Consider the following 12,780-nt stretch of genomic DNA (forward strand, 5'->3'; position numbering starts at 1 on the left):
GCCCGCAATCTGGCGGAGTTACTATGGTATGCAAATAAAAAAGCCGCTTCTGAATAAACAGAAACGGCTTCTAAAAATATTTGGTTTAGTGATTTACCATTTTTTGCGGCGTTCGCCACCTTCACGGCTTCCGCCTTCTCTGCGGCTTCCGCTTCCACCTTTATCCTCACGGCTACGTCCTGAGAAATCTCTGAAACCACCGCCAGCATTTCCGCCTTCACGACTTCCGCCTTCGCGTCTGCCGCTACCGCCAGATGATCTTCTGTCGCCGCCACGGAAACCACCGCCACCGCCGCTTCTGCGTTCACCGCCGAAACCACCGCTACGTCTTTCTCCGCCACCGCGTCTTTCGCCAGCGCCTTCACCACGACCACCGTCTCCGCTTTTCTCAATACGAACCTGACGGCCATTGAATTCTACAGATTTAAACCCTTCGAAAACTTTATCAGCAACATCATCTTCTACTTCAAAGAAAGAGAAAACACCTTTTAAGTCGATTTTCCCAACGCTTTTGCCTGCAATTTTTCCGTTGTTACAGATAAATGATAACATATCGCCGCGGGTAAATTCATCTACCGAACCTAAGTTGATGAATAGACGGGTGTAACCTTCGCTACCACGTCCGCGTCTTTCACCACGCTCACCTCTTTCGCCACGATCATCGCCAACAGCTGCATTTAAATCAGGTGCTTTAGAATAGTAGTCTAAGAAACGGTTAAACTCTAATGAAGCAAAACGTTTAATTACATCCTCTTTAGATAAATCTTTAAATTCATCCATGATGCGGGGAATGTACTGATCAATTTGCTCCACATTAACTTCTACATTATGTACTTTATGTACTAAAGAGAATAATTGTTTTTCACAAACATCAAATCCTGTTGGAAGCTCAGCTTTGGTAAATTGTTTACCAATGATACGCTCTAACTGACGGATTTTTCCTAATTCTTTAGAGTTGATGATACAGATCGAGATACCGGTTTTACCAGCACGGCCGGTACGGCCGGAACGGTGGGTATAACTTTCAATTTCATCAGGTAAAGAATAGTTTATTACGTGTGTTACGTTGTTTACATCAATACCACGTGCGGCAACATCTGTAGCAATTAATAACTGCATGTTACGCTCACGGAAACGTTGCATCACCTTATCACGTTGTTGTTGCGATAAATCGCCGTGTAAAGCATCAGCATTGTAACCATCTTTGATTAAGTGCTCAGCAACATCCTGTGTATCCAGTTTGGTTTTACAGAATACTACTGCAAAAATTTCAGGGTTGAAATCTACAATACGTTTTAAGGCCGCATATTTATCGCGGGCACGAACAATATAATATTCGTGTTCGATGTTAACGTTACCCGTGTTTTTAGTGCCCATGGTTAATTCAACAGGCTCGTTCATGTATTTTTTAGCAATACGGCGAACTTCTGCCGGCATGGTTGCCGAGAATAACCAGGTTTTTTTGTCATCAGGTGTAGTTGATAAAATGTCGTTGATGTCATCCTGGAAACCCATGTTTAACATCTCGTCAGCTTCATCAAGCACCACATATTTAACATTAGAGAAATCAATAGCTTTACGGCCAATGATGTCTAACATACGGCCGGGCGTGGCCACTACGATTTGAACGCCTTGGCGTATTTCACGTAGCTGTTGCATAATGTTCGCGCCACCGTAAACGGCAACAACGTGGGCATTAGCAACGTTTTTAGAAAAGTTTTTAAGGTCGTTAGCGATCTGCAAGCATAACTCACGTGTAGGGCATAAAATCAATGCCTGTGGTTTGTTTACTTTAAAATCGATTAGTTCTAACAGCGGCAAACCAAATGCGGCTGTTTTTCCTGTTCCTGTTTGGGCCAAACCAACAAAATCATTAGTGCCTTCTAACAGTACAGGAATACTTTGCTCCTGAATAGGCGTTGGATTTTCGAATCCAAGGTCCTTTACGGCATTAACGACGTCATCACTTATCCCCAATAATTGAAATGGGTTTGTCATTCGTCTTTTTATTTTTTAATTGAGCCGCAAAGGTAAGGTTAATAATCGGTATTTTACAGATTATCAAGTAAATAGTTTTTTCTGTTAATTGGTTGACAATAAGCATTGTTCGCTTTTGTAGCCGGAGTGTTATCCTTAACTACCTTAATCTTTCTGCAGAACGAATCAACCTTTCGTCTTTATTGATACCGAAAATGGCCAGAACAATGAACAATATGGCCACCGCCGGAAGATATGCCCCAATACCAAAACTTGCACCCTCAATACCTTCAGGCAGTTTTTTAGCATAAACGCTGCACCAGAAAGCAAAGCCTGTAACCAACACAATCGATACAATGGCAATACGTTTCTGAAAGCTTCTTTTTCTGAAGTTGAAGATGTTGAAAAAACAGATGATAATTACTGCAAAATTGGTAATCAGTAAGGGTAAAAAAGATTCGATTTTAGTGTTTTCTGCACCCTTCGCAACTGCAGTTTGATATAAACCTGATGTATATATGCCGGTTTCAGTACCTGCTACCTCTTTGGTTGCGATGGGTAAAAACAGCATTAATATCAAAACTATTGTTGCTAAAAAAAGCCAGATGGATTGTATTCTTTGTATCATGTTAACTTAATAAATTGTACAAATATATATTTAATTCCATTTTGCAGTCTTATCTAATAAAAGGAAAAAGTATTTTTGCATCGCTTTGAGTAAAAAAAGGTATTTCATACAAATCGCTTACGATGGCAGCTTATATCATGGCTGGCAGGTTCAACCCAATGCCGTCACCGTACAGGAGCTGCTGGATAAAGCCATGTCTACCTATTACCGCCAGCCGGTTGAAACCCTGGGCTGCGGCAGAACCGATACAGGGGTGCATGCAACAGATTTTTATGCGCATTTTGATGTGGTAGATATTCCGGAAGAGAAAGTGCTTTTGGCTGTAGCTGGGGTCAATGCCATGCTGCCTTATCAGATTGCGGCAAAAAAGATTATCCCCGTTGCAGCTGATGCGCATGCCCGTTTTGATGCCACATCAAGGGCTTACCAGTATTATGTACACTTTGAAAAAGACCCCTTCAAACTCAACCGGTCCTGGCTGGTAAAAGACAGGCTTGATGTTGATTTGATGAACAGCGCAGCCACTTTGCTGTTTGATTACACTGATTTCTCCTGTTTCAGCAAATCGAATACCCAAACGTTCACCAACAACTGTAAAATCATGCAGGCATCCTTTGAACAAAGGGAAGATAGTTTGATTTTTACCATACAGGCCGATCGTTTTCTGAGGAATATGGTGAGGGCAATAATGGGTACACTGGTGCGGATCGGTAAGCATGAAATCGGGCTGGAAGAGTTTAAGGCTGTAATCGAGAGCAAAAACCGCAGTAATGCAGGGCAATCGGTGCCCGCCTGCGGATTGTATCTGGTAAAGGTGGAATACCCGTATATAAAATGATTGGATGATAGATTTCAGCATTCACGCATTCAAAATTAAAAAACATGGCAGTAACAGGCGACGTATATAATTCAGGATTGCTTAAACGTATTTTCAAATATGTGAAGCCTTATCGTGCCGTTTTTGTCTGGTCGGTTATTTTAACGATCCTCCTTGCTGCCGTTTCACCCATCCGTCCGTTTTTGATTGGCTATACACTTGATAAGTTTATTTTTACCAACGATTATGATGGTTTGTTGCGCATGACTTTTTTGATGGGCTTCGTACTGATTTTGCAAACCCTGATTCAATACAGTCAAACCCTCCTGACCAATACGCTTGGCCAATCAGTTATTCGTGATTTGCGGATCAATGTATTTAACCACATTACAAAACTGCGGTTAAAATATTTCGATAAAACACCAATCGGTCAACTGATCACCAGAACAGTATCTGACCTGGAGACCATAGCTGATATATTTTCTGAAGGGTTAATATCCATGATTGGTGATTCACTTCAGGTAGTAGCTGTTGTCGGCTGGATGTTATATATCGACTGGAAAGTAACGCTGGTGGTGCTTATTCCGGTTCCCTTACTCGTTATTGCCACCAGGAAGTTTCAGAAATCGATAAAGGTTGCTTTCCAGGAAGTGAGGAGTGAGGTAACCAACCTGAACACTTTTTTACAGGAGCATATTACAGGGGTTTCCATTGTTCAGTATTTCGCCAGAGAGCGCCAGGAATACAGGAAATTCTATAATATCAATAAGCGCTACCGTGATGCCAATATTCGCTCAAACTGGTATTACTCCATATTTTTTCCGGTAGTGGAACTGATCTCAGCCATGTCGCTTGCGCTATTAATCTGGTATGGGGGGAAAAGTATTTTCAGCAGTTCCATCACACCTGGGCTGATTAATCAGTTTATCCTGTACCTGGCTATGGTATACACGCCCATTCGTCAGCTGGCCGATAAGTTTAATACCCTGCAAATGGGAATGGTTGGTGCTGAACGCGTTTTTAAGGTATTGGATACGGATGAAACCACTATTAACGAGGGCACCGAAAAGCCAGTAAGGCTGGAAGGAAACATCGATTTCAAAAATGTGTGGTTTGCCTATAACGACGATCAGTATGTTTTGAAGGATTTGACTTTTCATGTGAATGCCGGTGAAACGGTTGCACTGGTTGGGGCTACGGGAGCGGGAAAATCTTCCACCATTAATATTCTCAATCGCTTTTATGAAGTGGAAAAAGGTGATATCACCGTAGATGGCATTGCGATAAAAAATTTCGATCTGGATTATCTGCGGGGCAATATTGCTACTGTTTTGCAGGATGTGTTTTTGTTTTCTGATACCATTCTGAATAACATTACTTTAAACAATCCGGAGATAGGTATAGAACAAGTGGTAGACGCTGCCAAAAAGGTTGGTGCTCATGATTTTATTGAACGTCTACCCGGAGGTTACCAGTACAATGTGATGGAAAGAGGCGCAACGTTGTCGGCCGGACAGGCGCAGCTGATTTCTTTCATTCGTGCTTTAGTACATAATCCGGCTATCCTGGTTTTAGATGAGGCCACTTCTTCTGTTGATACGGAGACAGAATTGCTGATTCAGAAAGCAATCGACAACCTGATGGATGGACGTACTTCAATTGTAATTGCACACCGGTTGTCGACCATTCAAAAAGCCAACCAGATCATTGTGCTCGATAAGGGCGAGATTAAAGAGAAAGGCACCCACCAGGAATTGCTGAAGCTCGGTGGCTATTACAAGAAACTTTACGACCTTCAGTTTTCTTCCGAAGGAATTGCCAAAGCGTAATCCTGTTTATCCGGCAGATTTTCTTAATTTAACATCTTCAAACAATGAAGATGAAAAGACTTAAACTATTTGTCCTGATCCTGATCTCCCTGTATGCAGGAAACCTTTCTGCACAGCAGCAAAAATACGTGATGGTGATTCATGGTGGTGCGGGTACCATTCTAAAAAAGAACATGACCCCTGAAAAGGAAGCGGCCTATATCGCGGTACTCACACAGGCACTTCAGGCAGGTTATGCAAGGATTAAGGCCGGGAAAAATAGTCTGGATGCAGTTGAAGCCACTATTCACGTTCTTGAAAATGATCCGCATTTCAACGCCGGTAAAGGCGCCGTATTCACTCATGATGGAAGAAACGAACTTGATGCTGCGATAATGGATGGAAAAACGCTGATGGCCGGATCGGTCGCAGGCGTTACCACCATTAAAAATCCGATATCAGCTGCAAGGGCGGTCATGGAGAAATCTGAACATGTGATGATGGTAGGAACGGGTGCGGAACAATTTGCCAAAGAAGTCGGCCTGGAGATTGTCGACCCTAAATATTTCTGGACCAAAGATCGCTGGGAAGGTTTGCAGAAAGCTATCAAAGAAGATTCGGTTAAGGCAGTGTTGGATCATGGCAGCAAAAAATCTGAACTTTTTGGTACTAAAAATCACGATTACAAATTTGGTACTGTGGGTTGTGTAGCGCTGGATAAAGCGGGTAACCTGGCGGCTGGTACCTCAACTGGCGGTATGACCAACAAAAAATATGGCAGGGTGGGTGATGCCCCGATTATTGGAGCAGGTACTTACTGCAACAATGAAACCGCAGGGATATCCTGCACGGGCTGGGGCGAATTTTATATCCGCAATGTGGTGGCCAAAACCATTTCCGACCTGATGGAATATAAAAATTTGTCTGTAGCGGAGGCCTCGAAAATTGCGCTGGATAAGGTAGGGGAAATGGGAGGAGATGGTGGCTTAATTGCGCTGGATGCCAAAGGGAATATGACCATGCCCTTTAATACAGAAGGCATGTACCGCGGAGCGGTTACTGCTGATGGTAAAATTGAGGTGAGTATTTATAAATAGTAAACTAACCTAACATGCTGCCAGGGCGGCCTGTTAGGTTAGGAATATTATGGATTCTGATCTTCAGGTCCGATGGCTTTGTTAACGTCAATTTCATCTTGCGGAATTTTGTATTCCCAAAGATTGTTTTGAGATGCGCGGGCTTTAAACAAGGTATAAGCAATATCGGTATAGGTTACTGAGGTACTCACCCTTGGGTTGTCCATGCCATTTCTATCCATATCGCTATCCGTACGTTTCAAATCGTAAAAACGGAAGCCTTCACCCCATAATTCTATCCGGCGTTGTACCATGATGTCATCAATCAAAGCCGAACCGGTTTTTGTAGATAATACGTAAGCAGGGTTTCTGTTTACAGCTAAAGGGTACAGGGCTGCAGCTGCAGCAGCGTTCTGTCCGCTCCGTGCTAACGCTTCAGCCTCAATCAGGTACATTTCGGCAACCCTCATAAATGGAATATCTCCTGCCCGGCTGGTAACATCCTGTACCTTGAATTTCCTGTGCATGTATTTGATTACTTTAACACCTGATGCAGCAGTACCTGTAGCAGCATCAATAGCACCAGGAAAGTTTGCTTTATCCGCAGTGGTTCCATCCCACCACAATTTTTTACGGATATCAGTAGCCGCAATTTTGGCATACAACACCGAATTAATCATTTTAGGTTCAAGTCTGTTCCATGATGAATTGAAATTTCCTGATACGTACGAATAGAAAGACCCATAAGTCGGCACCTGATCGGCGAGCTGGTTAGCTCCCCACATCCATTCTGCATTTGAGATAACCGTAAAACCACCTAGGTAATCGGTGTTTGTCATGAGTGAAAATCCTGTTCTGGCTTCTTTTGCATATTTAATCGCAGTGGTATAGTTTTGCATGGTGAGCGCTACCCTTGCTTTAAAACCCTTCGCAACGTTCACATTCACATGTGTTTTTGCCGATCTGGCCGTCGCCGTTTCCAATAAAGACATAGACTCGTCAAGGTCTTTGTTGATCTGACCATATACTGCTTCTACACTAGACCTGGGTTGATCCACACCATCTGTTGAAATGATGATGGGAATACCTGGCTGGGTATTTTGTTTTCCTGCCTCGTAACGTTTGCCATAAAGCTGAACAAGATTGAAATGGCACCAGGCCCTCACGGCTAAACATTCCCCTTTAATGGCGGCCTTATCGTTAGCCGCACCATCTATTTTGTCAATGTTATCAATAATCATATTCGCATTACTGTTGATTCTGTAATACAGGATGTACGGGAACGATGACAGTGCACTTGAGGCACTTCGGTGATCTACCCACCTCAAAGCAGGTTTAAAGTAGGTATACGTATTTCCTGACCATACAAAATCCTCACCCATTGCATCCATATTGAGCATCATGGCGCCGTGTGCATCCTGCGACTGGTTGGAGATTTGCAGATACATTAATCGGTACATTCCGTTTAGTGCGAGTTTTGCGTTGGCAATCGATTCAAAAGCTGTGGTTTGCGCTACCTGATCGGTAGGGAAAGTTTCAAGGAAATCTTTTTTGCATGAAGTAAACAATGCTATGATAAGCATGAATACTGAAGTTATTTTACAATTTTTCATGTTTATTTTTTTAAAGCGTTACGTTTAAACCTAAGGAGATCACACGGTTTGGAGCATAAGTATAGCTCGAGTTTCCATTGTAGGCCTGTGAGGGGTCAAAGCCTTTACGGTACGACTTCATAAAAAGGTTTTCACCGGTAGCAAAAATCCGCGCATTGGTTATGGATAGCTTTTTAGTGAAGGCTTTTGGAAGATTATAATTGAAGTTTGCCGCTCTTAGATAGAGATAAGACGCGTCAACTAGCCAGCGGTCACTGTCGTACATGGTACCCCCAATCGTTCTTCTGGGTACATTGGTCATGTCGCCGGGGTTTTGCCAGCGGTTCAGGGCATCAACATGTAAAGCCCTTCCATAAGTTCCATTGTACATTAATGATTGATAATCGCCGTCGAATGATTTGCCGCCAACCTGATAGATGAACCTGAAATCCAGTGAGAAGTTTTTATAGGTGAAGGTATTGTTGATGGATCCATAAAAGTCGGGAATGGACGAGCCAGCATAGTGGTAAAGGGCACCGCTTCCGCTGGTGGTTACCACGGTTCCGTCGGGCATGGTTTTAGTATTTGTTGCAGCAGGACCAGCCACGAATAGTTCACTACCATTATCAGGATCAATGCCGTAATAATCCCGCAACCAATAGTCGTAACGCGACTGGCCAACCATATATTTCTTTGTGCCATCGATGAATTCATCGTAAGGCAGTTTTGAAATTTTGTTGGTAAAGGTGGTCCAGTTTATACCCACATTCCATTTAAAGTTTTTCGATTTGATTGGTGTTCCGTCCAGCTGAATTTCAACACCGCGATTGTATAAGCTACCGAAATTCTGGTTCTGTGAAGTTAAACCTGATGATAAGGCCAGCTGAACATTAAATAATAAATTATCAGTATAACGATTGAAATATTCAATGTTACCAGAAATACGGTTTTTTAAGAAACCAAACTCAAGAGCAATATCCATGCTGTTGGTTGATTCCCATTGTATATCCTGATTTCCCAATATCAATGATTGTTTGATTCCTGCCTCATTTCCGTTTTTGAAACCTGTATCGTAGAAAGTCTGGTAAAGATAATAGCTTCCCAGATCATCTGAACCAACCTGTCCGTAAGATGCCCGTAACTTCAAATTATCAACCCAGCTTACTTTGAAGAATTTTTCTTTACTGATTTGCCAACCTGCACCTACCGACCAGAAACTGCCCCAACGGTTCGCAGGTGAGAATTTTGAAGAACCATCAGTACGGTAGGATGCGGATGCAAAATATCTTCCATCATAGTCATATTGTAGCCTTCCAAAATATGATTCGATACTGTAATTATCCTGATAGGAAGTGAGAGATAGGATATTGGCAAAATTTTTCAGCTCCGTAGAACCTGAAACAATCTGTCCGGCAGCACTGCCAAAGTTATAGTCGTAGCGGCGCTGGTAGGCTTCGTGACCTCCCAGCACATCGACATTATGATCTCCAAAAGACCGGTTATAGTTCAGGAGCTGATTGATATTGATCGTTCTTGTTGTCGAATTGGTACGGTTGCTTCTTCCATTGGAGGTTAATCCGTCGCCAATTATCGGACTATCAAACGCGTTAAACTTGTAATTATTTAAGTCTAAACTGAAGTTTGTTGTGAATTTAAAGTTCTTTAAAAAAGAAATTTCTGCAAACGTTCTTCCACTTAAAAAGTTACGTTCGGTAAAGTTTTCATTATATTCAGTTTCTGCAAGTACATTTCTTCCGGGTGCAATAGGCCTTGTATATCCTTCATCGTAAACCTGGTTTCCCAAGGCATCTAAAACATAGCTTCCATCTGTATTGTGTTTATGCACAGCATAAATAGGCGCAAAAATCAGGTCGGTGTAAAACGGATTTTCCCAGATGCCGCTCGATTCGTTGCCAACCTTTGTTTTCTGTACAGAACCGGAGAGGTTGATTCCTGTTTTAATCCATTTTTTAACTTGCGTATTCATATTTACCCTTCCGCTATACCGGTTAAAATCAGTTAAAACAGAATAACCCTCATCTTTCAGATAGGCCAGTGATCCGAAAAAATCACTTTTGTTGCTTGCGCCGCTATAATTTACATTGTACTCACTTCTTAGTCCGGTTCGTCGTAATTGCTCTTTCCAGTCGAGATCTTCGGGATATATCAGCGATGCTGCAGGGTTTATCGTTCCGTTAGTGAGTACAACCTGGTTATCAGGCACATTAAAAGGATTGGAAATCAGCGAACCCACAATGTTATTCGATGCCTGTGTATTCGCGGCATCAAGGGTTGCACCTCCCGAAACGAGGCTGTTACGCATGGATTCCCATAAGAGCGGATAATATTGGTAAGCGTCAACTTTTTCGTAGTCAGAAAGTCCTCTGGAGTTTAATCCTTGTGTAGTTTTGAAGCTTAATTTGGCTGCACCATCTTTACCTTTTTTGGTGGTGATAAGGATGACGCCGTTTGCGGCTCTGGCGCCATACAGGGCCGACGCAGAAGCATCTTTGAGTATGGAAATACTCTCCACATCATCAGGATTGAGGTTATTTAAAGCGCCTTCATACGGTGCGCCGTCTACAACATATAAAGGGTCAGAGCCACCGTTTATAGTACCAAAGCCACGAACTCTAACGCTTGGACCGGCACCTGGCTGGCCACTTCCGGTTGTGGTTTGGATACCCGGAGCAGCACCTACAAGTGCCGTAGCCAGATTTGAAATTGGTCTGGATTCCAGCTCTTTGGCACTGATTGTAGAAACCGCATTGGTTAGTGCACCTTTTCTTACCGTTCCATAAGCCTGTACAACAACCTCTTCGAGCTGTTTATTTTCTACGGCTAATTGTACATTTAAAGTACTGTTTGTACTAACTGTAACTTCTTTTGTAGTGTATCCCAGATATGAAAAAACCAGTATGTTTTCACCCTCTGGTAAGTTGATGCTGTATTTACCATCTGAATTTGTAATCACGCCGGTTACTTTCCCCTTCACACGCACTGAAACACCCGGCAGCGTAGTGTTGTCGTCTGCACTACTCACCACACCGGTAATTATCCGATCTACCCGAAGTACCGTAGATGTGGTTTTTAAACTGATCACAATGGTCTTGTCTTCAATTGAATAGCTGAGTGGTTGTTTACTGAAGATCTCTTTTAACAAATCATCCAGTTGTTTATCCTTTACAATCACATTTACCAGTTTCGATTCTTCAAGTACCTCATTGCTGTAGATGAAGAAGTAGCCTGTCTGCTTTCTGATTTCCTTAAAAATAGTTTTTAAGGAAGCATTATTGGCCGTAAGGGTGATTTTCTGTGCCATCGTTTTTCCACTAACCTGCAGTGCTAAGCAAAAAATGATTATCGCAGTAAGTTTCATGATCAAAAAAGCTCTAAACGCATAACTTGTTCTTTCTAGTTTTGTAATTGGTTTGGGCATGGGGATGCCCGTTTGAGATTGTAGACAATCTTTCATAAGTTTGTTTTGGTTTTGGTTTATTGATAAGTTGATAAATTTTTGTAGCCCAAAACTGCTGCTTGCAGCTTTAACGAATCTTCCCGGCTGCAACCGGGTAGATTTTTTGCTATCTGAGTCTCTCGTATCTATTTCATTTTCGCCTGCTGATTAGTCTTTACTTCTATTGTTTTGTTGTTGATGTTAAATTCTATATTCCCTGCTGCCCGCAGAAATTTCAATAATTTTGAGACATTGTTGTTGCGGCTTACAATACCATTGAATTTTATTGCAGGGACTTTGCCGACGTATTTAACATCTACATCATACCATCTTTCCACCTGCCGCATCACTTCGGTAATACTTGCATCCTCGAATATGAAGAGGCCGTTTTTCCAGTCAACGACATTTTCAGTATCCACATTTCTAAGTTGAATCTGACTTCCGTTTGCTTCGAAAACTGCTTGTTGTCCAGGCTGGAGAATCCTTGAACTGTGGTTGTTTTTTAATCTTACAGATCCCTCAAGCAGCGTGACTGCTGACTGAACCTCATTTGGATAAACATTAACATTGAAATGAGTACCCAGAACTTCAATGGTAGTATTTTGATTTTCTACCATAAAGGGTTTGGATTTATCTTTAGACACTTCGAAGTAAACCTCGCCGGTAACGGAAACTTTCCGGTACTGACCGGTAAAAGCAGTGGGGAAAGTGATGGATGATTCGGCATTAAGCCACACCTGGCTATGATCCGGTAATTCCAGGCGATATTGCCCTCCGCGTGGGGTTGTCAGTACATTTGTAAATACCCTGGTTTCTTTACGCTCATTAGCGGCATAAGAAATTAATCCCTCATTCTCCTTATTGATAACCGATGAGCCCTGCTGTGACAGCCCCCCGTTTTGGGCATCATTCAAAATGATTTCTGTACCATCTCCCAACTTTAATATTGCTTTATTCCCTCCTGGTGCTAAATCAGCTTTAACCGTTTTACCTGTGGTTTGCTGCATGCTTTTACCCAGATAGGTATGGTATGCAATATAACCCACGGCAACTAATGATGCTGCGATGGTTATTTTTTTCGCAAAGTCAATTACAATAGCTGTTCTTGACTTTTCTTTTTTGTCTACAATATTATTATACATGTGTTGCCAGTCCACATGGTGAACATCTGCATCAGGAAGGGTAAGCTTGTCTGAATATTTCATGTAATCATCCAGAACATGTTTGTATTCATCTTTGCTTATGTATTGAAACAATTCTATAAAATCATCTTCTCCGATGGTTTTATGAACATATTTATCGAGCAACTCATTAATTCGATCGTTTTTATCAGGCATGTTGGTTACGGCGTAAAATGCGCCTTTAAAACATAGACCAAAATGCGGAAGCGTAGGACCGCATTTATCAAAAAAATATTTTTTAACG

The 12,780-nt window shown here is 42.1% G+C and carries 8 protein-coding genes; 3 read left to right on the plus strand and 5 right to left on the minus strand.

Going from position 1 to position 12,780, the window contains the following annotated elements:
* Window positions 1-93 precede the first annotated feature (93 nt).
* Both R2Q80_RS13220 and R2Q80_RS13225 read right to left on the minus strand, forming a co-directional pair.
* Window positions 94-1,998 (minus strand): DEAD/DEAH box helicase, encoded by a 1,905-nt coding sequence (locus R2Q80_RS13220; protein WP_316800051.1) that lies wholly within the window; start codon window positions 1,996-1,998, stop codon window positions 94-96.
* A gap of 139 nt (window positions 1,999-2,137) precedes the next feature.
* Window positions 2,138-2,605 (minus strand): DUF4293 domain-containing protein, encoded by a 468-nt coding sequence (locus tag R2Q80_RS13225; protein WP_316800052.1) that lies wholly within the window; start codon window positions 2,603-2,605, stop codon window positions 2,138-2,140.
* Between the two features lie 85 nt (window positions 2,606-2,690).
* Between R2Q80_RS13225 and truA the strand changes: the two genes are divergently transcribed.
* The 3 genes from truA to R2Q80_RS13240 are packed head-to-tail and all read left to right on the plus strand — an operon-like array spanning window position 2,691 to window position 6,327.
* On the plus strand, window positions 2,691-3,443 hold the full coding sequence (truA, locus tag R2Q80_RS13230; RefSeq protein WP_316800053.1) for a tRNA pseudouridine(38-40) synthase TruA: 753 nt from the start codon (window positions 2,691-2,693) through the stop codon (window positions 3,441-3,443).
* Between the two features lie 44 nt (window positions 3,444-3,487).
* Window positions 3,488-5,251 (plus strand): ABC transporter ATP-binding protein, encoded by a 1,764-nt coding sequence (locus tag R2Q80_RS13235; RefSeq protein WP_316800054.1) that lies wholly within the window; start codon window positions 3,488-3,490, stop codon window positions 5,249-5,251.
* Between the two features lie 50 nt (window positions 5,252-5,301).
* Window positions 5,302-6,327 carry an isoaspartyl peptidase/L-asparaginase gene (locus R2Q80_RS13240; protein WP_316800055.1) on the plus strand — a complete coding sequence of 342 codons (1,026 nt, stop codon included), beginning with the start codon at window positions 5,302-5,304 and terminating at the stop codon, window positions 6,325-6,327.
* A 47-nt stretch (window positions 6,328-6,374) separates the two neighbouring features.
* Here R2Q80_RS13240 and R2Q80_RS13245 read toward each other — a convergent pair whose 3' ends face one another.
* The 3 genes from R2Q80_RS13245 to R2Q80_RS13255 all read right to left on the minus strand — a co-directional run bounded on the left by R2Q80_RS13245 (window position 6,375) and on the right by R2Q80_RS13255 (window position 12,692).
* Window positions 6,375-7,919, minus strand: coding sequence for a RagB/SusD family nutrient uptake outer membrane protein (locus R2Q80_RS13245; protein ID WP_316800056.1), 1,545 nt, complete (start codon window positions 7,917-7,919; stop codon window positions 6,375-6,377).
* 10 nt (window positions 7,920-7,929) lie between these two features.
* Window positions 7,930-11,220 (minus strand): SusC/RagA family TonB-linked outer membrane protein, encoded by a 3,291-nt coding sequence (locus tag R2Q80_RS13250; protein ID WP_316800057.1) that lies wholly within the window; start codon window positions 11,218-11,220, stop codon window positions 7,930-7,932.
* A gap of 281 nt (window positions 11,221-11,501) precedes the next feature.
* Window positions 11,502-12,692 (minus strand): FecR family protein, encoded by a 1,191-nt coding sequence (locus R2Q80_RS13255; protein WP_316800058.1) that lies wholly within the window; start codon window positions 12,690-12,692, stop codon window positions 11,502-11,504.
* Between the last annotated feature and the right edge of the window lie 88 nt (window positions 12,693-12,780).

It is taken from the genome of Pedobacter frigidisoli (assembly GCF_032678525.1).
Taxonomy (GTDB): Bacteria; Bacteroidota; Bacteroidia; order Sphingobacteriales; family Sphingobacteriaceae; genus Pedobacter; species Pedobacter frigidisoli_A.

What these genes read in the sequence shown, in the direction of transcription:
- R2Q80_RS13250 (WP_316800057.1), bottom strand. Translation starts at nt 11,220, where the DNA reads ATGGCACAGAAAATCACCCTTACGGCCAATAATGCTTCCTTAAAAACT.
- R2Q80_RS13255 (WP_316800058.1), bottom strand. Translation starts at nt 12,692, where the DNA reads ATGCCTGATAAAAACGATCGAATTAATGAGTTGCTCGATAAATATGTT.
- R2Q80_RS13225 (WP_316800052.1), bottom strand. Translation starts at nt 2,605, where the DNA reads ATGATACAAAGAATACAATCCATCTGGCTTTTTTTAGCAACAATAGTT.
- R2Q80_RS13220 (WP_316800051.1), bottom strand. Translation starts at nt 1,998, where the DNA reads ATGACAAACCCATTTCAATTATTGGGGATAAGTGATGACGTCGTTAAT.
- R2Q80_RS13235 (WP_316800054.1), top strand. Translation starts at nt 3,488, where the DNA reads ATGGCAGTAACAGGCGACGTATATAATTCAGGATTGCTTAAACGTATT.
- R2Q80_RS13245 (WP_316800056.1), bottom strand. Translation starts at nt 7,919, where the DNA reads ATGAAAAATTGTAAAATAACTTCAGTATTCATGCTTATCATAGCATTG.
- R2Q80_RS13240 (WP_316800055.1), top strand. Translation starts at nt 5,302, where the DNA reads ATGAAAAGACTTAAACTATTTGTCCTGATCCTGATCTCCCTGTATGCA.